The sequence below is a fragment of the Micromonospora pattaloongensis genome (genome assembly GCF_900107255.1).
Taxonomy (GTDB): Bacteria; Actinomycetota; Actinomycetes; order Mycobacteriales; family Micromonosporaceae; genus Micromonospora_I; species Micromonospora_I pattaloongensis.
In genome coordinates this window covers 264,855-287,237 of the sequence record NZ_FNPH01000002.1, presented here as the reverse complement: position 1 = coordinate 287,237, position 22,383 = coordinate 264,855, and the positions used below count along the sequence as shown (strand labels likewise).

At 68.6% G+C, this 22,383-nt stretch carries 15 protein-coding genes; 10 read left to right on the top strand and 5 right to left on the bottom strand.

The genetic code is table 11. The features are described 5' to 3' along the window. Positions 1-35: 35 nt before the first annotated feature. The 6 genes from BLW47_RS07235 to BLW47_RS26020 all read left to right on the top strand — a co-directional run bounded on the left by BLW47_RS07235 (position 36) and on the right by BLW47_RS26020 (position 8,458). Positions 36-5,915 carry a non-ribosomal peptide synthetase gene (locus BLW47_RS07235; protein WP_091553231.1) on the top strand — a complete coding sequence of 1,960 codons (5,880 nt, stop codon included), beginning with the start codon at positions 36-38 and terminating at the stop codon, positions 5,913-5,915. A gap of 135 nt (positions 5,916-6,050) precedes the next feature. Then, positions 6,051-6,263, top strand: a complete 213-nt coding sequence (locus BLW47_RS07230; protein ID WP_091553229.1) for an MbtH family protein — start codon at positions 6,051-6,053, stop codon at positions 6,261-6,263. Further along, complete coding sequence (locus BLW47_RS25905; protein ID WP_217634802.1) at positions 6,264-6,572, top strand: alpha-hydroxy-acid oxidizing protein; 309 nt, start codon at positions 6,264-6,266, stop codon at positions 6,570-6,572. 54 nt (positions 6,573-6,626) lie between these two features. Then, the gene (locus BLW47_RS07220; RefSeq protein ID WP_091553225.1) at positions 6,627-6,839 is read left to right on the top strand and encodes a hypothetical protein; all 213 of its coding nucleotides are present in this window, start codon (positions 6,627-6,629) and stop codon (positions 6,837-6,839) included. Positions 6,840-6,853: 14 nt separating this feature from the next. Next, the gene (locus BLW47_RS07215) at positions 6,854-8,260 is read left to right on the top strand and encodes an NERD domain-containing protein (protein ID WP_139307190.1); all 1,407 of its coding nucleotides are present in this window, start codon (positions 6,854-6,856) and stop codon (positions 8,258-8,260) included. A 15-nt stretch (positions 8,261-8,275) separates the two neighbouring features. Continuing rightward, entirely contained in the window at positions 8,276-8,458 is a 183-nt protein-coding gene (locus tag BLW47_RS26020) for a hypothetical protein (RefSeq protein WP_091553218.1), read from the top strand. A gap of 67 nt (positions 8,459-8,525) precedes the next feature. Here BLW47_RS26020 and BLW47_RS07205 read toward each other — a convergent pair whose 3' ends face one another. Continuing rightward, positions 8,526-10,736 carry a caspase family protein gene (locus BLW47_RS07205; protein WP_091553214.1) on the bottom strand — a complete coding sequence of 737 codons (2,211 nt, stop codon included), beginning with the start codon at positions 10,734-10,736 and terminating at the stop codon, positions 8,526-8,528. Beyond that, positions 10,733-11,122 carry a hypothetical protein gene (locus tag BLW47_RS07200; protein ID WP_139307189.1) on the bottom strand — a complete coding sequence of 130 codons (390 nt, stop codon included), beginning with the start codon at positions 11,120-11,122 and terminating at the stop codon, positions 10,733-10,735. Before BLW47_RS07200 ends, BLW47_RS07205 begins: the two co-directional genes overlap by 4 nt. A gap of 960 nt (positions 11,123-12,082) precedes the next feature. Here BLW47_RS07200 and BLW47_RS07195 point away from each other — a divergent pair. The 3 genes from BLW47_RS07195 to BLW47_RS07185 all read left to right on the top strand — a co-directional run bounded on the left by BLW47_RS07195 (position 12,083) and on the right by BLW47_RS07185 (position 17,408). After that, a complete protein-coding gene (locus BLW47_RS07195) occupies positions 12,083-16,021 on the top strand; it encodes a golvesin C-terminal-like domain-containing protein (protein WP_139307188.1) in 3,939 nt (1,312 codons plus the stop codon). A 276-nt stretch (positions 16,022-16,297) separates the two neighbouring features. Then, positions 16,298-16,750, top strand: a complete 453-nt coding sequence (locus BLW47_RS07190) for a DUF2690 domain-containing protein (RefSeq protein WP_091553205.1) — start codon at positions 16,298-16,300, stop codon at positions 16,748-16,750. Between the two features lie 505 nt (positions 16,751-17,255). Then, positions 17,256-17,408 (top strand): DDE-type integrase/transposase/recombinase, encoded by a 153-nt coding sequence (locus BLW47_RS07185; protein ID WP_217634811.1) that lies wholly within the window; start codon positions 17,256-17,258, stop codon positions 17,406-17,408. Between the two features lie 414 nt (positions 17,409-17,822). Here the strand turns inward: BLW47_RS07185 and BLW47_RS24640 are convergent, their stop codons facing one another. Continuing rightward, positions 17,823-18,482 (bottom strand): hypothetical protein, encoded by a 660-nt coding sequence (locus tag BLW47_RS24640; RefSeq protein WP_139307187.1) that lies wholly within the window; start codon positions 18,480-18,482, stop codon positions 17,823-17,825. A 306-nt stretch (positions 18,483-18,788) separates the two neighbouring features. On the opposite strand from BLW47_RS24640, the gene BLW47_RS07175 reads away from it, so the two are divergent. Then, positions 18,789-19,508, top strand: a complete 720-nt coding sequence (locus BLW47_RS07175; RefSeq protein WP_091553198.1) for a VOC family protein — start codon at positions 18,789-18,791, stop codon at positions 19,506-19,508. A 512-nt stretch (positions 19,509-20,020) separates the two neighbouring features. Here the strand turns inward: BLW47_RS07175 and BLW47_RS07170 are convergent. Further along, positions 20,021-20,956 carry a DUF2332 domain-containing protein gene (locus BLW47_RS07170; RefSeq protein WP_091554579.1) on the bottom strand — a complete coding sequence of 312 codons (936 nt, stop codon included), beginning with the start codon at positions 20,954-20,956 and terminating at the stop codon, positions 20,021-20,023. A gap of 261 nt (positions 20,957-21,217) precedes the next feature. Beyond that, on the bottom strand, positions 21,218-22,135 hold the full coding sequence (locus tag BLW47_RS07165; RefSeq protein ID WP_139307186.1) for a hypothetical protein: 918 nt from the start codon (positions 22,133-22,135) through the stop codon (positions 21,218-21,220). Positions 22,136-22,383 lie beyond the last annotated feature (248 nt).

Sequence of the window (22,383 nt, the reverse complement as noted above, 5' to 3'; positions counted from 1 at the left end):
TTCGACCCCGTAACCAGACTAAGGAAGACGACGAGATGCAGACGCTGCCCAGCCGGTTCGCGGATCAGGCTCGACGCACGCCCGACGCCGTCGCGGTGGACGGTCCGGATGAGTCGCTCACCTACGCCGAGCTCGACTCGCGAGCTAACCAGCTCGCCTGGCATCTGACCGGCCTCGGCCTGACCGCCGAGGAGCCGGTCGCGCTGCTGCTGGACCGGTCGGTAGGCGTCATCGTGGCGATGCTGGCCATCGCCAAGGCGGGCGGGACGTACGTGCCGGTCCACACCGCGTTCCCGGCGGGTCGGATGGCCGAGGTGGTCCACGATGCCGGGGCCCGCCTGCTGCTGATCGACGCGGCGCATGACCCGGTGCCGTTCGAGACCGCGGCCGAGACGATCCGGCTGGACCTGCTCGATCTGTCCCGGCAGCCCCGTCACGCTCCCGCCGTCGTCCAGCCGGAAGCGGCGCTGGCCTACGTCATGTACACATCGGGCTCCACCGGCCGGCCCAAGGGGGTCGCGATCAGCCAGGAGGCGCTCGTCCAACTGGCCACGGACAGCTGCTGGGCGCAGAACAGCAGTGCCGGCGCGGTGCTGTTCCACTCGCCGCACGCGTTCGACCTGACGGTCTACGAGATCTGGACGCCGCTGCTGGGTGGTGGCCGGGTGGTGGTGGCGCCACCGGAGGCACTCACCGCGGCGGCCCTGGAAGCCATGATCGACCGATACGGCCTGACTGCGGTGGGCATGACATCCGGGCTGTTCGAGGCGATGGCGGACACCGCGCCGTCCCTGTTCGCCCCGCTGCGCGAGGTGTCGGTCGGCGGTGACGTGGTGTCCCCGTCGATCGTGGTCAAGGTGGCCGCGGCGTGCCCGGACACGGTGATCCGGCACATTTACGGACCGACCGAGGCGACGCTCATCGTCACGCAGGTCGAGGTGAGCGGGCCCGGCCGGCCTGCGGCTCCGCCGCAGTTCGCGACATTCCCGCTCGGCGCAGCCCGGGACGGTATGGCGGTCTACGTCCTCGACGACGATCTTGTCGAGGTCCCCGCCGACGAGGTGGGTGAGTTGTACATCTCGGGCGCCGGTGTGGCCCGCGGCTACCTCGGTATGCAGGCGGCGACCGCCGACCGGTTCGTGCCGTGCCCGTACGGATCGCCCGGCGAGCGGATGTATCGTACCGGGGACCTCGTCCGGCGTACCACCGACGGTGACCTGATCTTCATCGGCCGAGCCGATCTCCAGCTCAAGATCCGCGGCAACCGGGTCGAGATCGGCGAGATCGAGGAGGTCATCGCCCGGCACCCCGAGGTCTCCCAGGCCGTGGTGGTGGGCCGCCGGGACGAGGCCGGCAACGTCAACCTGACGGCCTATATCGTCCCGGTGCCCCGCGGCCGGGTGTCGGTGCGGGCCCTGCAGGAGCACGTCCGCGAGTTCCTGCCCGACTACATGGTCCCGTACGAATTCATGCGGCTGAAGCACCTGCCGCTCACCCCCAACGGCAAGATCGACCGAGCGGCGCTGCCGGAGCCCGCGCGTCGTTCGGGTCGGTCGGCGCGGACGCCGCAGGAGGTGGTGTTGTGTGATGTGTTCGCCGAGTTGCTGGGTCGTTCGCGGGTCGGCGTGGATGAGAATTTCTTCGAGCTCGGTGGACATTCGTTGATGGCGGTGCGGTTGGCGGCGCGGATTCGGGCTTTCCTGGGTCGTGAGATCGCGGTTCGGGATTTGTTCGAGTCGCCGACGGTGGCGGGATTGGCTCGGCGGTTGTCGGCGGCGGATGCGGCTCGGCCGCCGATCACGGCGGTGGGCCGTCCGGATCGGGTTCCGTTGTCGTTTGCTCAGGCGCGGTTGTGGTTCATCAATCAGCTCGAAGGTCCGTCGGGCAACTACAACATTCCTTACGCCGTACGCATTCGTGGTGACCTCGACACGGGTGCCCTGCACGCGGCGTTGGGTGATGTCGTCGCCAGGCACGAGACGTTGCGCACGACCTATCCCGAGCAGGATGGTGTGCCGTATCAGCGCATTGAGCCGGCGCTGGAGATCGATCTGCCGGTCATCGCCGCTTCCGCGGACACGGTCACCGCTCGGATCAGTGAGATCGCCAACGCCGGCTACGACCTGACCACCGACGCGCCGTTGCGGGCTGCCCTGATCGAGCTGCCCGACCAGGAACACGTCCTGGTCCTGGTGTTGCATCACATTGCTGGTGACGGCTGGTCGACCGAGCCGTTGCTGGAGGAACTCAGTACTGCTTATGCCGCCCGGCTGGCTGGCGCCGCACCGGACTGGGCGCCGCTGCCGATCCAGTATGCCGATTACAGCCTTTGGCAGCGTCGCTGGCTCGGCGAGGAGAAAGACCCGGCCAGTGTCCTGAATCGGCAGCTCGCGTTCTGGCGCGAGACCCTCGACGGTGCGCCGGTCGAGCTGGCCCTGCCCACCGACCGGCCCCGTCCCGCGGCGGCTACCGGCCGCGGTGATCAGGTCGAGTTCCATCTGTCGGCGACCGTGCATCACGCGCTGACCGATATCGCCCACGCTAGCAAGGCCAGTGTGTTCATGGTGGTGCAGGCCGGGTTGCTGGCCACGCTGACCCACCTCGGTGCCGGGACCGACCTGACCATCGGCACCGTGACCGCGGGTCGCACCGACCAAGCCGTCGAAGACCTGATCGGTTTCTTCGTCAACACTCTCGTCCTGCGGACCTCCACCGCGGGCAACCCGACCTTCACCGAGCTGGTCACCCGCACCCGGGACACCGACCTGGCTGCGTTCGCGCACCAGGACACTCCGTTCGAACGCATCGTCGAGGCCCTCAACCCCCACCGGCATCCCACCCGGCATCCCCTGTTCCAAACCTTGCTGGCCTGGCAGAACAACGACCAGAGCCCCCTCAACCTGCAGCACACCACGACCACCGACGAACCCTTCGACTACGACGCCGCCAAATTCGACCTCGTCCTGTCGATCCAGGAGAACCGCGACTCCTTCGGCGTGCCGGAGGGGATCGAGGGCTCGCTGGAGTACGCCCTCGACCTGTTCGACCGGTCGACCGCGCAACGGATGGCCGACACCTTCACCCAGCTGATAACCGCCGTCGCCGCCGCGCCGGAGACGCCGCTGGCCGACATCGCCCTCCACGGCGACCAGCTCGCGGACCTCGTCGAGCGCGCCCGGAACGCGGCGTCGGCGAGGGCGCTGCCGGAGCCCGCGCGTCGTTCGGGTCGGTCGGCGCGGACGCCGCAGGAGGTGGTGTTGTGTGATGTGTTCGCCGAGTTGCTGGGTCGTTCGCGGGTCGGCGTGGATGAGAATTTCTTCGAGCTCGGTGGACATTCGTTGATGGCGGTGCGGTTGGCGGCGCGGATTCGGGCTTTCCTGGGTCGTGAGATCGCGGTTCGGGATTTGTTCGAGTCGCCGACGGTGGCGGGATTGGCTCGGCGGTTGTCGGCGGCGGATGCGGCTCGGCCGCCGATCACGGCGGTGGGCCGTCCGGATCGGGTTCCGTTGTCGTTTGCTCAGGCGCGGTTGTGGTTCATCAATCAGCTCGAAGGTCCGTCGGGCAACTACAACATTCCTTACGCCGTACGCATTCGTGGTGACCTCGACACGGGTGCCCTGCACGCGGCGTTGGGTGATGTCGTCGCCAGGCACGAGACGTTGCGCACGACCTATCCCGAGCAGGATGGTGTGCCGTATCAGCGCATTGAGCCGGCGCTGGAGATCGATCTGCCGGTCATCGCCGCTTCCGCGGACACGGTCACCGCTCGGATCAGTGAGATCGCCAACGCCGGCTACGACCTGACCACCGACGCGCCGTTGCGGGCTGCCCTGATCGAGCTGCCCGACCAGGAACACGTCCTGGTCCTGGTGTTGCATCACATTGCTGGTGACGGCTGGTCGACCGAGCCGTTGCTGGAGGAACTCAGTACTGCTTATGCCGCCCGGCTGGCTGGCGCCGCACCGGACTGGGCGCCGCTGCCGATCCAGTATGCCGATTACAGCCTTTGGCAGCGTCGCTGGCTCGGCGAGGAGAAAGACCCGGCCAGTGTCCTGAATCGGCAGCTCGCGTTCTGGCGCGAGACCCTCGACGGTGCGCCGGTCGAGCTGGCCCTGCCCACCGACCGGCCCCGTCCCGCGGCGGCTACCGGCCGCGGTGATCAGGTCGAGTTCCATCTGTCGGCGACCGTGCATCACGCGCTGACCGATATCGCCCACGCTAGCAAGGCCAGTGTGTTCATGGTGGTGCAGGCCGGGTTGCTGGCCACGCTGACCCACCTCGGTGCCGGGACCGACCTGACCATCGGCACCGTGACCGCGGGTCGCACCGACCAAGCCGTCGAAGACCTGATCGGTTTCTTCGTCAACACTCTCGTCCTGCGGACCTCCACCGCGGGCAACCCGACCTTCACCGAGCTGGTCACCCGCACCCGGGACACCGACCTGGCTGCGTTCGCGCACCAGGACACTCCGTTCGAACGCATCGTCGAGGCCCTCAACCCCCACCGGCATCCCACCCGGCATCCCCTGTTCCAAACCTTGCTGGCCTGGCAGAACAACGACCAGAGCCCCCTCAACCTGCAGCACACCACGACCACCGACGAACCCTTCGACTACGACGCCGCCAAATTCGACCTGCTGTTCTCGATGGCCGACACCTTTACCGACGACGAGGCGACGGGGATCGAGGGCGTGGTCGAGTACGCCGTAGATCTGTTCGATCGCGCGACCGTCGAGCAGCTGGTCGATGTCTTCACCCAGCTGCTCACCGCCGTCGCCGCCGCGCCCGAAACGCCGCTGGCCGACATCACGCTGGTGGGCGCCGAGGCGCTCGCCGCCCGCGTGGCCCGGTGGACCCCCGCCGCCGCACCCGGGAGCACGGCATCCCCGCGGCGCGGACCCGGCACGCCGCACGAGACCGCCATCGAAGGGCTGTTCGCCGAGATCCTCGGCGTCGATCACGTCGACGCCCACGACAACTTCTTCGAGCTCGGTGGTCACTCGTTGCTCGCCGTCACCCTGGCCGCCCGCCTCCGCGCGCTCGGTCTGCCGATCCGGGTCCGGGACATCTTCAGCGCACCCACCCCGCACGAACTCGCCGTCGCCGGCACCACGCCGGCGCAGGCAGGCTCGATGCTGGCGCCGCTGGTCACCTTGCGCGGCACCGGCGACGAAGCCCCACTGTTCCTGTTCCCGCCGATCAGTGGCCTCAGCTGGGCCTATGCCGCGCTGTTGCCGCACCTGCCCGGGGACCATCCGGTGTACGGGTTGCAGGTGCCGCGGCTGGAGTTCAGCGACGGCCCGAAGCTGATCGCGGCGCTGGCCGATCTGATCCGCAACGCCGTCGGCGATCAGCCGGTGCACCTGGCCGGCTGGTCGATCGGCGGCGTCGTCGCGCACGCGGTCGCCGCCGACCTGGCCCGCGGGGGCCAGGTCGTCAGCGTGAGCCTCATCGACGCCTACCCGTTCGCCGAGCAGCGCGCCGCGCTGGACCTCGGCCCGGACGACTTCGCGGCGGACGTCGTCGCCGGCCTGGCCACCGCTCTGCCCGGCGACCCGTCGGCGCCGATCACCGGCCTGGCCGGCCTGACCGACCGGCTGGCCGCGGATTGGGCGTTGACCGGCGACGAGGCCGGCGAGGTGGTGAGTGCCGCCCTGCGGTACCGCCACGTCGCGAACGACCTGGGCGGTGCCGTCTACGAGGGCGACATCACCGTGATCACCGCCGGTCGCGACGCGGCGGCCGGCGACTATAGAGCGTCCATGTGGCGTCCGTACGTGACCGGACAGATCACCGAGGACGTCGCCGATGCCGATCACTTCGGCATGTTGACCGGGCCGGCGGTGCGGACCGTCGGGACGGCGCTGGCCGAGGCGCTCGGTGGAAGAATTCACGGACACCGAGCGGTGGGCTGACATGACCAACCCGACCAAGGATCTTCGCCGCCTGTTCGGCCGCGGGACCATCCGGGCTTTTCATGCCGCCGCGGCCGACCAGAACACCGCGGTGAGCTGACCGCGTCCAGAAGTCCCATCCGATAGGAGAGTCATATGTTCAGCGATGCCGATCAGATCTTCGACGTGGTCGTGAACCACGAGGAGCAGTACTCGATCTGGCCCGTCGGGCGGGAGTTGCCCCCGGGCTGGCACACGACCGGTTTCACCGGCGAGCGGGCCGCCTGCCTGGAACACATCGGAACCGTGTGGACCGACATGCGACCGCTGTCCCTGCGCACCGCGATGGCTGAAAATGCCGCCGGGTAAGTGAGCGAGCACGCTGTCCGGGCCAACCGGGCCGCGTTCGCGCAGGCGACGATCGTCCCGCGGGTCCTGACCGGGGTGACCGAACCGGATCAAAGGGTCGACGTGCTCGGTCAGCGGTGGCCGGTGCCGATCGTGGTAGCTCCCATGGCTACCACCGGTTGGTCCATCCGGCGGGCGAGCCGGCCACCGCCCGGGCCGCCGGCGCGTGGTGTGCCGTTCAGGGTGAGCACAATGACTTGCCGTACCGACTCATCTCCCCGGCGCCGCCGGCCCGTCGCTCAAATCGCTGGACGAAAGGGCGCACCGTGATCCAGCTCGGTCCGTATGCGGAGTCGGTGTTCCGCGGCGCGCGCCGGATATGTCGTGGCCGACGAGGCCGCCCTGGCCCGGGCCGCACGCGACCACGGGATCATCTTCACGCCACTGTCCTCCTTCGATTCCACCGACGGTGGCGCGCACGAAATTCGGCTCTCCTTCAGATCACCGTCCATCGATGAGATCGTCGAGGGGATCGGTCAGCTTGCCCGATTCGTCGAAGATACGATGCGAAACCGGATTCGCGGAGCGGACCGTTGATCGAGGAGGACGGCATGGCTGTGTCTCGTTGGACGACGATCACACCGTGGGCATATTCCGACGAGCGGGACGCTGCGGACGCCATCCGGGAGGCGCTGCCCGACGTGGCACCGTTCCGAGCCTGGGCCAACTTCACGTTCGTGGCCGACTCCGGCCACCTCCACCGGATCGACCTGCTGGTCGCCGCGCCCGGCGGCCTGTTCGTGGTGGAGCTGGACGCCTTGCACGGCCGGGTCACCAACCGCGGCCCGGTGTGGGTGATCAGCGCCGGCCTGACCCGGGTGGCCCGGGACAGTCCCGCTCGGGTGGCGGCGATCAAGGCCCACGCCCTGGGCCAGGCGCTGAGCCGGGCCGCGGCCAGTAGCGGACTGCCCATGCCCCCCGTGTTCGGCGTGGTCCAGCTGACCTTCCCGGCCGCCGAGATCGACCTCGACCCGGCCGAGGCGGCCGCCGTCTACGGACCGGACAAGCCCGGAACCGACCGGCCCTGGCTGGTGCGGGATCTGCTCGCGCGCACCCCGGTCGATCCCAGCCACGTGCTGCCGGACTGCCTCTCCGAGGCGGTGGCCGGCCTACTCGCGCGGATCGGAGCGGCCCCTTCCCAGTTGAACCACCCGGTCGGCACCTGGCGAGTGGTCGAGCCGCCGCTCGAGGTGGCGCCGAACGCGCAGGACCACATCGCCTGGAGCACCGTCCTGGACAAGATCTCGGTCCGGGCCCGCGTCTTCGTCGCCCGGCCGGACCAGCCGGTCGAACAACGGGCCCGGCTGGACGAGTCCGTCCTCCGGGAGTATCTGCTGCTCAGCGAGCTGGATCACCCGGACATCGCGCGACCCGAGACGATCGGGCACCATGTGGCCGGGCCGGCCCTGCTCTACAAGCACGACCGGCGGGGGATCCGGTTCGACCACTACCTCGCCGTCTACGGCGACCGCCTCGGCCGTCCGGCGGCCGACGACATGATCACCCGGCTCGGTGACGCGCTCGCCTATGCCCACGGGCGTGGGGCCTACCACCTGGACCTGTCGGTCCGGGCTCTGACCGCCACGCCCCACCCCGACCATTTCGGCGAGCTCGACGACGGCTGGCTCGATCCGCGCGTGCGGATCACCGACTGGCGGCGCGCGGGCCAGGTGGGCGGCGAGCCGGCCCGATACGGCATCGATCCGGTGGCCGCCGACATGCTCGGCCTGGGCGTCGTCGCCCTGGCGGCGCGCACCGGCCGCCCGGCCGAGGGCGACGCGGCCGGCCTGGTCACCGCCTACCTGGCCGGGGGCGGCCCGGTCCGCCTCGACCCGAACCACCGCATCGGCGACCTGGTCGACCGGCTTCTGAGCACCAAGGACGCGGCCGAGATCCGCCCGGCGATCGAGGCCTTCCTCCGGCCCGATCCCCGCGTCAGCGAGGCGCTGTCGGCCTAGCCTGGGTGATTCACGGTGATCATCAACTCGTGGGATCTTGCGGCGTTAGGCGAGCACGTCCTCCTCGGCGACCCTGAAGACTCCGTCATGGCCGGTCTCATACAGAACCTTCGCCGCGGCCCCTACAAACTCGCCGTCGACGCCCCACCGGCCCTGCGGATCGCCGCCGCGTTCACCGAACTCGCCCAAGCGATCTGAACGCCGACCGGGCCCGGGTTCAACACGTCTGCCGGTTCCACAACGCAACGGCGCCTGCCCGACACCGTCAGCACTGTCGGGACTCTCCCGGCGCGGGATTGTCGTCCGGGTGTGCGTTGGGCAGATGGCTGGCGCCTGCGGCTGTGATGGCCGGTTCGGTCACCGCTGCTCCCGTTGCGTTCGTGCGGCGCATCCGACGTACGTCGAAGACGAGGAATGCGACCAGCGTGATCAGCGGGATCAGGCAGCCGACGTTGGCGATGATGGCGTGTGATGTCTGGTTGGTGGCGGGTTTGCCGTTCGCGTCGGTCCAGCTGCCGTCGATTGTGATCGCGATCGCCGCGATTTCCATGAAAATGAGTAGCCCGGTGGCGGCCCACATGAGTCCGCGCAGTGTCCAGCGGATCACTGCTGCACGGTGCGCGCGTTGGCGAGCGGTCTCCAGGTCGCGTAGCGTCGCCTCGGCCAGCGGCATAGACAGGTTGCGCTGGCTGGATGATTGGGCGAGCCAGCGAGCGATGGTGGGCCGGTCTGCGGGCACGAGCCGCGTGGTGACAGCGTTGTTCCAGGTGGTACGCAGGCCGGCGCAGAATCCGGCGAGGTAACCCGGGGTCGGGGTGAAGGTCGAGTTGGTGGAGCCGGCGGGTGCGGCGTGGCTGCCGAGGTGCTGGGCGAGGTCTACCAGCCACGGCGGTACCTGCGGAACAAGCGGTCCCGGCTCGCTCAGCGCCCGGCGCCAGTGTTCCCGCCACGGACGCAGCCATCGCACAACGTCGAACTGGTGGCCGACGAGTGTGTCGAGCGCGGCCAGCGGTAGCCGAGTGGCGGCCCGGATGGCGTCGTGTTCGCCACGGCGGTACTCCGTGTCAGCGTCGGCCGCTACCGGTTCGTGGTGTCCGTGCTGCCCGCCTGTTCGTCCCAGAGGGCCGCTCGCTGGATTGTGGCCGATATCGGTCCCGGCCGGGCTGCGATGTGCGCCGGCGGTTGGTCCAGCCAGCGGCCCCTGCGTGCCAGCACCACGTCGGACACGGGTAGTCGACAGGAACGGGTTAGAACCGGTGATCGAGAGCGGGGCTGCCGCTGTGGTGGGCAGCGCTGGTGCGTGGCCGCAGGCGACGTCGATGGCCTGTTGGACCGCGTCACGCAGCTGCCGGATGTCATTGTTGGCTGACTTTGCGAAAGAGACCGAGTTGTCGTCGGTCATCGGTGGTCGCCCGGCGTTGGGGCCGAACCGGGCGACCGGCGCTGGTGTCACCCCGGCCAGAAGCACCTGAAAACAGCCGTGGTGAAGACGGGTCGCCTCCTTGACCGCCAGACCGGACATCTGGCTGACGTGGTAACGGCGCTCGCCCTTGTAGATGTTGCCGACGCCGTCCTTGCCGATCACGACCCACTGGCCGTCGAACGACACCCAGCCCGACACACCTCGCACCACCAACGCACCGGTTGTCCGCAGCAGGGGCTGCTGCGGTACGGCCGCGGTCGGAATCACCGGCGACCACTGTCGTGCTGGTGTTCGGATGACATCCGAGACGACAAGAACGCCCTCACCCATGCCCAGCCGGCGGGGCCGCTGCGGTGACGGGCCACTGACGACATGCTCGTAGACGTAGTCGTACAGTTCGTCGACCGTGACCCGGCCGTCGCGGTTGAGGTCAGCGGCGCCAGTAGCGATGCCCGTGATCAAAGCTTCGGTAAAATACGACGGGCGGACCTCGGCCGAGTCAGCGTCCTCGAAGCTGACCTCCGTCTCGCCCGACGCCGTCAGTACGGCCACGCCGCTGCCCTGCGGCAGGTTCCGAACGAGGGATTGGACGCTGGCCGCACCGGCTGAGCGGGCGCGCATGCCCTTGATGAACACCCCGCTGAAGCAGCAGTCGACCACCACCAGGGTGGCCTTGGACCGGCTGGCGTAGATGCGCTCCCGGACCCAGTCGGCCGACACCGCGGTCGAGCTCAAGAAGTCTCGCTCGGTGTCGGTGAACGCGAAGTACAGCCGGCCCTGCGAGTCCTGTACACCGTGGCAGGACAGGTAGAGCAGATTCATCCCGTCGGTCACCCGGGCAGACGAGAAGAACCCTTCGATCGCTCGCTGCGCCTGCCGGCTGTCGCAGTCCACCTTCGCGGTCAGCGTATAGCCGCATGTGTCAGGGGCACGCAGGGCCCGAGCTAGCTCTTCAACGTCCCGACGGGGCGACCGTAACGCCGCGAGTGACCGGTCGGTGAAGCTACCGCAGCCGAGCAGCAACGCCCGACGCGTCGGCCGGGTGCCGGTCATGGCGTGCGGTCAAGGCGCTGCAGATAAGCAGCCACCAGCTCGTCCCGCTGCGACCTGGTCACCGGCCCACGGAACCGGTGTCCGTCGATGTCCACCTCCACGTCGCTCGGCTGGCGGCTCAGCCATGACGACACCACCGCCATGACACCTTCCATGACCGCCGGTGCCAACGTCACGAACAGCGCACCAATGGCGAGAACCTCGCCGGCCTTGGCGCCCGCCGGCGCCACACCGCCAGTCCCGGCCCGCACGTTGTCCACGTCCTCCGCCAACAGGGCCTCAGCCAGATTGCTCGCCAGTTCGTTGAGACGCTCAGGGTCAACACCCGGGCAGACCACCCGTATGCCGATAGATGCCGCTTCCATAAGACGTACCAATTCGGTCAATGATCATCAGTATGGGAGTCATCACGACACTAGCCATGGGCTGGCAGGAACGCCTCATCCGCACGGCCGACTTATCAATCAAGAACCCGACATAACATTGACGGCGGCCAGCGTTCCGCTGATTACGTCGGAGCATGAGCGAGTCTCGCGACAGAGGTGAAAGCTATCCTGTAGCAGCCTCTCGGCGAGCGATCAACCGCGATGACGATCATGTATTTGCTGTCGATGGCGCCCCCGACGCGATCCCCACGCCGACTGGCGCGGTTCGGCTGCAGGGTGGGGAGCAGATTGGGAGCAGATTGGGAGCAGCGGGGTGCGTTGAACGGCGTCGGACTGCTTTCAGCTGCTCGTATCGTCTCGGCGTGCCCTGCGGGCCTTCGCGTTTGTGCTGGTGCGAGGGCTGTGGACCGTTCGTTGACACGGAAGAGGTCACTGGTTCAAACCCAGTATCGCCCACCAGAGAAACAGCAGGTCAAAGGCTCGTTACCGGATCTTCGGTAACGAGCCTTTGGTTTTGCGCCCATTACATTGGGAGCAAAATGGCAGCACATGATCACGCACCTCTCTGGGGTGATGGGCGTGCACCGGTCTGTGCGGGTGGGTTCGCCGCCCGTCGGCGGGTGGTCGCGCCGACGGGGTGAACGGCGGTGGAGGGACGCCGTGCTGGCGCCGCCCCGCCGGAATGTACAGCGGGTGCGGCCAGTAGTTCACCCGGAACTCATGAACGGAGCCGCTGCAGCGGGCCGTGATCAGTGCCCCGTCGACGGCGTGACGGCTGTCCGGGTCGCCGAGACCGGTGATGTCCGCGCAGGTGCCCGCGCCGGCGCCGTCGCGGTGGGCTCGCGGTGAGTTGCCGGTGAGTTGCCGGTCTACTTCCTCACGCCGCCGAACGCCGATCAGAAATGATGGCTGTCGATCGGCGCGGCGGGGGCATCCGCCGCACGGCGGAAGGATCTCCCGATGCATCGAAGGCATGCCCGGTCCCCGCGCACCTCCCCACGTAGCCGCCGGCTCCTGGCCGCCGGCCTGCTCGTCGCCGCCGGGGCGTTCGGCATGCCCGGCCCGGCCGAGGCGGCGCCGCCCGCCACGCCCGTGAAGTCCGGATCGCCGGAGCCGGAGCCGGCGCCGGCACGGCCCACCGCCGACGCGCCCCGGTCGGTGGGGGCCGGTCAGCGGGACGCGGTGCTCGGCGCCGGCTGGCGCTCGTCCACCGACCGGGCGCTGGTCACCAGCAGCGACGCCGACGGCTTCCACCTGCTGGCCGGGCGGGCCAGCGAGGGGTACCAGTGGCGCCCGGTCACCACGCTGTCGGAGCCGGGGGTGGAGACCGACCAGTGGATCGGCAACGTCTGCGTCACCGGCTCGGGCCGGCGCGCGGTGGTCGCGTACGCGCCGCGGACGTTCACCAACAAGGCGGAACTGTTCGACCGGGCCGGCTTCACCGCCGTGGTCGACCTGTCCAACGGGGCGGTCCGCAAGCTGCCGATCCGCACCAGTCTTGCCTACTTCAACCCGGGCTGTGGCACCGGCGAGACGGTCGTGCTGACCCAGGGCGGCGAGGACCTCGGCCGCACCCGCCTCGTCACGCTGGACGCCCGGACCGGCCGGCTCGGCGCGCGTACGGAGATCAAGGGGCAGTTGACCTCGGCGGTGCCGACCCCCAAGGGCATCGTCGCCGCGGACGGCGGCGCGCTGGTGCGGGTCGACGGGCAGGGTCGGCGGCGGGTCCTCGCGTCCACCCGGGGTGTGCCGTTCCGGCTCGCGGCCGACGCGGGCGGCGGCGTCGTCTTCATGGAGCGGGAAGGCCGCGACCGGGCCGTGGTGCGCCGGGCGGCGCCGGCGGGCGGGGTGCGGACGCTCGCGCGGGGCGCTGTCACTCAGGTCGATGTGGCGTCGGGCCGGGGCGGCCGGGTCTTCATCACGGGCGCGGCGACGCCCGTCGAGCGGCCCCCGGCCGCGGTGTCCCTGGCGGCGGTCCCGGCCGGGTCGACGGTCTCCGAGCAGGGGCGGTTCGCCGTCACGTCGGTGCTGCGGGCGCGCAACCCCGACCCCCGAGCCGTCAGCGGGTCCGGCCCGGAGCCGCTGCTCATCGAGGGGACGGTGCTGGGCACCCGCCGCGCGGTCAAGCTGACCGCCGTGCCCGGCCCGCGTCCGACGGGCGGACCCACCGCGTCCGCCACCGCGGCGCCCCACCCGGCGGACGTGGCCGGGCGGCGCGCCAGCCCGCCCACCGCGACCCGCCGGACCGCCGCGACCCTGGCCGCCGGGGACCCGAACAACCCGGCCGACCTGGCCGACCGCTACTGCTCGGTGCCCCGCAACGACCCCCGCAACCAGGCGACGCAGCCGAAGCCGCGCCAGGTCGAGTGGGCCGTCGACCAGGCGGTGCGGGGGGTGCTGACGGTCCAGCGTCCGGCCAACTGGAAGAACCTCGGCATGCCCGCGTACACGCCGCAGGGGCTGTTCCCGTCGATTCCCCTGGTCACCGGCGGCTACGTGCCGGCGCAGATCATGCTGGGCATCGCCGCGCAGGAGTCGAACCTGTGGCAGGCCACCCGGTACGCGTATCCCGGTGAGACGGCCAACCCGTTGATCGGCAACTTCTACGGTCTGGACATCTACAACGCGGACACCTCGGACGACTGGACCATCGACTGGGCGAAGGCCGACTGCGGCTACGGCGTCACCCAGGTGACCGACCACATGCGACTGGCTGGCCGGGAGAAGGGGCCGGGCGACACCGCGTGGCCGTACCAGACGCAGCGCGCGGTGGCCCTGGACTTCGCCACGAACGTGGCCGCCGGGCTGCAGATCCTGCAATCGAAGTGGAACCAGGTGACCGGCGCCGGCCTACGCATCAACGACGGCAACCCGGCCAAGATTGAGAACTGGTTCTACGCCGTCTGGGCCTACAACTCCGGCTTCTACCCGTACACCTCATCGACGGCGCCGTGGGGGGTCGGCTGGGCCAACAACCCCGCCAACCCGAAGTACCCGGCCAACCGCGACTCGTTCCTCGACAGGACCTACGCCGACGCAGCCAGGCCGCAGAACTGGCCGTACCCGGAGAAGGTGCTCGGCTGGGCGGGGCACCCGGTCGAGGTGCCGGAGTCGCCGACCAAGTTGGTGGGCGGCTTCCGCGCGGCGTGGTGGCCCGGCGGCGACGTCCAGGGCCCGATCAACCGGACCGCGGTGAAGCCCCCGGCGTCGGTGTTCTGCGACCCCACCAACGACTGCTACTACGGGGAAACCCACCAGCCGGACGCCCCGGAGGTCATCACCGAACCGGCGGGCCCCTGCAACCACCGCAACTCCGCTGGCCAGATCGACCTCAAGTGCTGGTACCACGTACCGACGACGTGGAAGTCGGACTGCCCCTCCACCTGCGGCAACGAGTTGCTGCGCTTCGACCCGGGCTACCCGTACGAGCCGGACGGCGAGTCGTACCCGCCGAAGTGTGACACGGACGGGCTGCCGCTCGGCGCGCTGATCGTGGACGACCTGCCGGACGGAATCCCGCAGTCGCGACCCAACTGCGGCCGTCCGTTCTCGAACGAGGGCAGCTTCGAGATGAGCTTCCACCAGGACTCGGACGGCCGGTACCCAGGAAAGATCGACACGCACCAGATGGGCGGGGGGTTCGCCGGGCATTACTGGTTCTCGCACACCCGCAAGGTCGACCCCGGCTGGAAACTGGCGGTCACCGGCCGGTGGCGGTTGAACCGCGAGTACATCGGCCTGATGAAGATCATGGTGGCGCTACCCGACCACATCGGTCGAACACCCTCGGCCACCTACGAGGTGAACAGCTCGCACGGGAAGCGGGTCAGCGTCACCGCGCAGCGCAGCGCCAGCACCCGCTGGGCAACGCTGGGCGCCTTCCGGTTCGCCAACGTCCCCGAGGTCAGCCTGAGCACGCTGACCGGCGACGGCGACGGCAGCCAGGCGGTCGTCTGGGACGCGGTGGCATTCGTTCCGGTGAACGAGAGCACCACGCCGAAGCTGGAGCTCATGCAGTGGAACATCTCCGGGGCCACCGGCAACTGGGGCGGCTTCGACGTGATCGACCGGCTCGTCCGGGAGGTGCAGGCCACCCGGCCGGACGTGCTGTCCGTGAACGAGATGTGCGAGATGCAGTACGACTACCTGCGGGAGCGCTTGGCGGCCATCGGATACGAGATGGCCAGCTGGTATCAGGCGTCCACGCTCGCCGCCGGCGCCAAGTGCACCGCGCGGTGGGCACTGAGCGACCGGCCACTCAAGTTCACCGCCGGCAACGCGATCTTCGGCCGTGGCCGCGTGGTGCGGCAGTTCGGCTACCTGTTCGACCCGGACACGGACGCGCTCCAGGCGGCCGTGGCCCTGAGCGCCCGGCACGAACGCAGCGTCGCCTGCCTGACCTTCGCGCACACCGGCGACAACCGCGAGATCACCGCGTGCAGCGCACACCTGATCAAGGAGGGTGGCACCGCGGAGAACCCCGACTACACCCGGCCCGAGCGGCAGATCAACAACCTGGCGGCGCTGCCGGGCGACGCGCCCAACGAGGAGCCGTGGATCATGCTCGGCGACTACAACCGGCCCGGCCCGAACCTCGCCCTGGGCAGCTTCTACCCGGCCCCGATCGGCCGGGGCGCATTCGCCGAGATCGACCAGGAGCGACCCTGCCGGGAAACCTTCGTGTGCGACATCGCGCAGGGCGGCCTCCCGACGCTGGCCAGCATGCGGAAGGTCGACTACGCGTTCGTGGCCCGGCGGTTCTTCTACGTCTCCGAGTACAGCGCGTCGGTCAACGGCGACGTCGGCGCATGCAACGACTACACCAGCACCGACCTGGGTGCCACCAAACCCTGTTCTGACCATTTCATCCTGCACGGCAACGTCCTGATGCCGCTTTAGCGGAAGGAAGATCACCAATGTCACACGCCGAACGCCGCTGGCTCGGCCTCGCGGCCGCTATTCGGCCCTCCATGATCTGCTCCGGGAGGCCGTTCCCCATGGAGGGAACGGGCGCCTCCGCCGGGCAAGCGGGCGTGGCCGTGCGGTGGCGACGCCATCCGGCTGCTACTACCTGCGGGTGCACAACAGCTGCCCGGGTAGCCAGGGCACCATCTCAAATTTCGACTGAGGCTGTCGACCAGTCCATTGCAGACGTTCGATCAGAGGAGATCTTCCATGCGTAACATCGACGTTCGGCGGCTGGCCACCGCCCTGTGCGCGACCGCAGCGCTCATGCTCGCGACCGCGACCCCGGCCGCCGCGGCCACCAGCGGGTGCGGGTGGAGCTGCGAAGGCAAGGACCCGGCGACCTACAAGAACTGGACCAGTTCCACGTCGTACTACTACTGCGGAGACGACGCGGAAACGAAGGGCGTAGCCACCACCGGTCGTCCGAACGACTACACCGTCCTGCTGCGGTACAGCCCCCGGTGCCGTACCGTCTGGGCGCTCTCCGGCCACGAGGTCTACTTCTGGGTGGAGCGGAAGAGCCCGTACGGATTCGCAGACGCCTACCCGGTCACCGGCGGCGGCACTGTCCGCACGGTCATGCTGAACGACGCCGGATACGTGAGCCGGGCCTGCTACAGCTACCCGGCCGGCGGCACGATCTGCTCGGAATGGTACTGACCTCCAGGGCGCTGGTGGTGCCGCCGAGCGGTGGCACCGCCAGCGCCGGTCGCTGATCAGCCCCGCACGAACGCCATCGCGTTGTAGCCGACGCTGGTCGCGGTCGCGTCGGAGAGCGTGTGTTGTCCAGGCGTACGGTCAGACCGGCGGTCGTCTGGAAGCGGCCGAGGTTGACCCACTTGCCGGCGTGGTAGGTCTGGTCGATGCCGACCTGCCGGGCCCCGGTTGTCGGAGAGATCAGCTGCGGGCGGGTCAGGTCGTTGGCGAAGTCAACGCGCTTGCCCAGGGCGCTGGCGGGCACCTACGCCTCTTCGACCCCTACAAGGTCGGCGGATCGGTGGTCAGGGCGCCCCGGTGGTGGGGTGCCCTGAGCGTTGTTCGGCTGTGGGGTCAGCGGGGAACCTGGCGCAGCAGCCAGTACGCCCGGCCCGCGTCACCGCTGGCCAGCGAGCGGTCGCCGATCCCGCGGGCATGACACCACGTCGAGCAGTACGCCAACAATCCAATCGAGGCCGATCACAGTCCCCTCAAGCACCGGCTGAGACCGATGCGCGGGTTACAGACCGATCGGACCGCGCAGGTGATCATCGCCGGACACGCCTTCATGCAGAACCTGCGACGTGGACACTACGAACTCAGATGGAGAGGAGATGGCTAACTCGGTGCAGCGGTCCGAATCGAGATAACCGAAGGTCGCATTGTCGGTGAGGATGGTACTGGCTGGCACTACAAGAAGGCCGCCGATACCTTCAAGGGGCTCAGTCAACTGTTGGAGGATGATCGCAACGCACGGCGGAGGGGAAAACAGCCTGTTCTCACCGATCGTGAACGGCAGATCGCACTAGATGACGCGCGGGAGCTCTGGGCCGCGCTGAATGCCGATGACAAGACTGGAAAGTTTATGTCAGCGGTGACGGCCACGGCGGGGGGCGTGAGATGCTGGCTAATGCGAAGGCGAGCATCGAGAGGGACGCGGGAAACTATTCTGTCAAGGAGTTCACCGGGACACCCTTTTCAGCAGGAACGCTACAACGGGAATGTGACCCGCATCGTTCCGAGCGGCTCTCCGCGTCTAGGCGGCGTTGCCAATATGTTGAGTATCGTCGGCGACCTCATGCTCCTGCACGAGGTAGGTAAGGCGTTCGCATCCGACGATCCGGCTGGCGGACTTAACGAGATTCTCTGCAGTTTTGCGTCTCCGGCATGTATTCCATATGTCGGGAGAGATGACGTCAACTCCTACTTCCGACAAAACGGTAACGTGTACGCTGTGCCCCATGCCTGACTGAGGCCCCAAGCCTGCCCCCGCAAAATGCCCCACCCGATCACCCTCGGAGGAATGCTTATGTTGGCCCAAGCCTGGGACTTTGGCCCTTTCGGCAACCCCACTTGGCGGCACTTCCCCGAAGCCCGTGAGGCTGTCAAAGATCTCATCTGTGACGAGCTGCAACGCGCAATCGACGCGCACCGAGAACCGGAGCCGGTAGATGACTTCGAGTACGTGGTACATGCGGTCGGCCCACTGTTCTTCGACCAGCTGGGCAAGGTCAATGTTGACTTGGACCTGGTCCGCCGATTTTGTCTTTTCTGCCGCGACGTGATGAGTGACTCCGGTCCGGCTGCCGGCAGTGTCTCTTACACGTTCAACATGTACGTTCTCGACGGTACCGACCACCCCGCTGCGGTCCGTGTCCTCCGTCAGGTGGATCCCGAACTGGTCGAAATGGTTCACACACGCTACCCCGGCCGCTGGGCTGAGCGTCCGTGATCGCTGCGTCGCCACACCACCCGGTACAACAGCCGCTGCATCAGCGTCCGGCGCAAACGTCCCGGACGTCTACACGGGGTCTGTCAAACGATCGGCCCCGTCTCCCATTCGGTGGTGACGGAGCGTCGTGAGGGTCGTTGACGCTCGGGAAACGCGTGCCCCGGCCACTCAGCGCGCCGACCGCAGCTGCATCGACCGATCGGATGGCGCGAGTCGATGATCGGCTATTTCCATGTGCGACGGGCCGTCCGCGAGGTCTAGGAACGAGCCATGACGAACGAGGTGACCGTTCCCCTGCTGCCCTGCGCATCGATTGACGACATCGTCGCCTTCTACCGAGTGCTCGGCTTCAGCACGACGTATAAGCAGCGCAAGCCCAACCCATACGTGGCACTCCAACGTGAGGACCTGCACCTGCACTTCTTCGAGCTTGCCGGGTTCGACCCGGAGAATTCCTACGGCTCCTGTCTCGTACTCACGTCGGACATCGCCGAACTGCACCGGGCCTTCGCCGCCGGCATGCGAGCCGCATACGGCAAAGTCCTGGTTTCCGGAATGCCGCGGATGACCCGACCCAGGGCTCGGAAGAACGCCGACGGGTTGGGCGGATTCAGCATCATCGACCCGGGCGGCAACTGGATCCGCGTCGTCCAGGACGCCGCCACGCCGCCCACCCCAGCACCCACACCCGCCGGACGACTCGCCAAAGCGCTGGCAAACGCCATCGTGCTGGCCGACTCCAAGGGTGACGTCCGCCAGGCCGTCCGCATCCTCGATAGCGCACTGGCTCGCCCGCAAGCTGACGATGACCCGGCCACACACGTCGAGGTTCTGGTGTACCGCGCAGAATTGGCGATGGTGCTCCGTGACGAGGAGACCGCAACGGAGATGCTGGCTCGCGTCAAGCGCATCACGCTGAACGCGGAGGAGACCAGAAGGGCAGCACCAGCGTTCGAGACTGCCGCCGACCTCGCAGCGTCGCTGCCGTGAGCACGTAGGAGTTCCTGTTGTCCCACAGTGGTGGGTGAATCGGCGGGATCCCGCTCGCCCGCGACATGACGGAGGCATGTCGCGGGCCGTGGGCCGATCAAGCACATGATCGCCTTGCGGCCGCGCGTCTGGACTCTTCGACGTGTCGGCGAGACACCTTGGCAGTTGGCGTCGTCAGGAGCAAGCAACGCACTCACATCGGCCAGACGCGGATGACTCGCACACCAGCGTTGCGGACCGTCAGCATCACTGTCTGTGCCCGGCATGCTCAGGGCTCGTGTAACCCATCAGGTGGAGCCGCGGTGTAACGCATCAAGCGGAGTCAGACAGGGTGCCTCGTCTCCCATGATGGTTGACGGAACGGCCTCGCCTGATCCTTTACATGATCACGCCCAAGCTGACCGACCCAAGGGGCTGCGCGGACTGGCCATGACACTGGCGCTGCGAGACGTCCCCTCACGCCGATGTGCGTGCGGCCTGGAATCGGCGGAGTTCGCGGTAGTTGTCGTCGGTTATGCGAACCATGTCATCGCCTGCCCGTGGCCGCGGGTCCAGGCCAGCGGCGTGCCATCGAGCGCGAGAACGTTGTGCAGCGCCTGGTTCGGTGCGGCCGGCAATCCCCGGTATGGCAGGACGTCCGGGGCCTCGACCGATATCCAGTGTCCGGGCAGCTCGCGTACCAGGTCGACGAAGGCTGTGCGGCGCGCAGAAGGCACCTGGTACAGCACGGAGGTGTGAAACACGACCAGTGTCGTGTCACCGGGCGCCTGAGCCGCCAGGCTGAGCAAGTCGTCTACAAGGTCACCGCGGACCAGCGTCGGCGGGTCGGCGGCGGCGATGGCGGCCGCAGCGCGCAGCCGGTCCCGGCGGTGGTGGTGTTCCGGCCAGATCAGCGCCTCCAGCCAGGCGACATCAGCCGGTTCGGTCACGTCGAGTGGATCCAGATCGAGGCCGGCCCGCCACGCCACCTCGGGTAGCCGTGTCGGCGGCGTCGTCCCGGTGAGCGCACAGTCGAGGACCGGTCCGCTGGAGCCGATCTGGCAGTCGCCGTATCGGTAGGTGTAGCGGTCGGGGTAGAGCCCCAGACCCGCGGCGGCGCCGACCTCCAGTAACGCCAACGGTTGCGGCAGCGCGGCGAGTACGGGCAGCAGCAGCGCGCATCGCCCGACCTCGTTGGTCTGCGTGGCGCGCCTACGGAGTTCCGCCTCGATGGCCGGCCAATTCGAAACCGCGAAGTCATGGAAGGCAACCGGATCCTCCACTGGGCCGCCAAGTAAACGCACCACTCCCAGAAGCAGATTCGGTTGCCGCTTCGGCTCCGGCACCGTTTCCAGCAGCGCCAGGACGGTTTTGTCGCCGGACACCGCGCGGGCCAACCGCTCGTACGTCCGCGACACGTCCCGGGCCTCACGGTCGGCGAACTCGATGTACATCGATGCGGAGGTCACGGCGCGATGGTCGCACAGCGGTGCAGTGATCTGCCGTCGGGCGCGCGTCTGCGTCGTCCTGGTCGTGGTCGCCGCCGGCCGCATCAGCCGCTCGATCAGCAGGGCGGTTCAATCCCGGGGAGCTTGATCCACCAGGCGTTCCCCGGGCGCTTCGGCCTGTCGTCCATCACCGCCGCGCATGGTCGACGGCCGCCCCGACCCGGTGCCTGGGCACCTCGCCGGGACGGCCGTCCTGGTGATTCGTCGCACCGCGATGGATCGTCAGGCCGCCTCGGTGACGGTGACGGAGAAGGTGGCGACATTGTCGGCCGGGTTGGCGTCCGGGTACTGACGAAGCTCCCAGACCGCCACCTCAACGCCGGCTTCGCCGAGGTCCCCGAGCGGGGTGTCGGGGGAGGCGGAGAAGTGCAGGTCGAACGTTCGCGCCTCGCCCTCCATGAGCGGCCCGCCCGGCGCGCACTCGTGGCCGCACTCCGGGGACCACGGCCAGTCGAAGGTCGGGGGCAGGTTCCGGCCGACGATCGACACCCACTGGTGCGGGGCATCACTGTGGTAGCGGACGGTCACCGGCAGCCGGCCCTTGAACCAGCCGCTCGGCTGCCGGACCATCTCGAGATCCCCGGCAACGGTCACCGCGACGTCGGGCTGCGTGTCCCGCACGTACGGCTGCGGGTTCGCGAGCGAGCCGGTGGTGGAGCGGAACCGGGTGGCGAACTCCTCGTCGGCGACGACGGTGCCACCGACCTTGACGGCGACCTCGCCGTTCCGGGCCTTCATGGCGTACGGCTGGACAGTGGTCAGCACCTGGAAGTCGATCGTGAAGGTGCGCTGCTCACCCGGGGCCAGTAGGCCACCCGGGACATTGCACTCGACCTTGGTGCGATCGTCGGGCAGAAGCTCACCGCTGCTGTAGCAGTTGATCCCCCATTCCGCGTTCTGGTAGGCACCGGGGATCGGTTCCGTGATCACGTAGGTGGCCCGGCCCGGCGTGGCGCCCCGGTAGGTCAGGTCGACCTGGAGCGAGCCGCGGTATCCGCGGTCGGTCGGTTCGAGGATGAGCCGGTCGGCGACGGTGGCGGTCGAGCTCCTCTGCGCGGCCTGGGCGGGCGGTGCCGCGACCGCGAGCGCGCCGGCTAGGCCGAGGAGGCCAGCCAGCACAGTGGACAGTCTGGTACGCATGAAGGATCCCCCGATTTCCCAGTTGAATGACGACAGCCGCTCCGGCGTCGTGCCCGGGTACAGGATGTCATCATCACCGGCTGTCCTGCTGCCCGGCGAGCGGCTCTCCACTGTCGCATCCATTACACAACTCCATAATGGACGACAGATGGCTAAGGCGGCGTGGCGGCGTGCGGGGTGCGTCGGGCTGCCGGGTACGTCGTACCGGTCGTGGGTGGCTGTTCTGGGACCTGACGGGTGCGCGCATC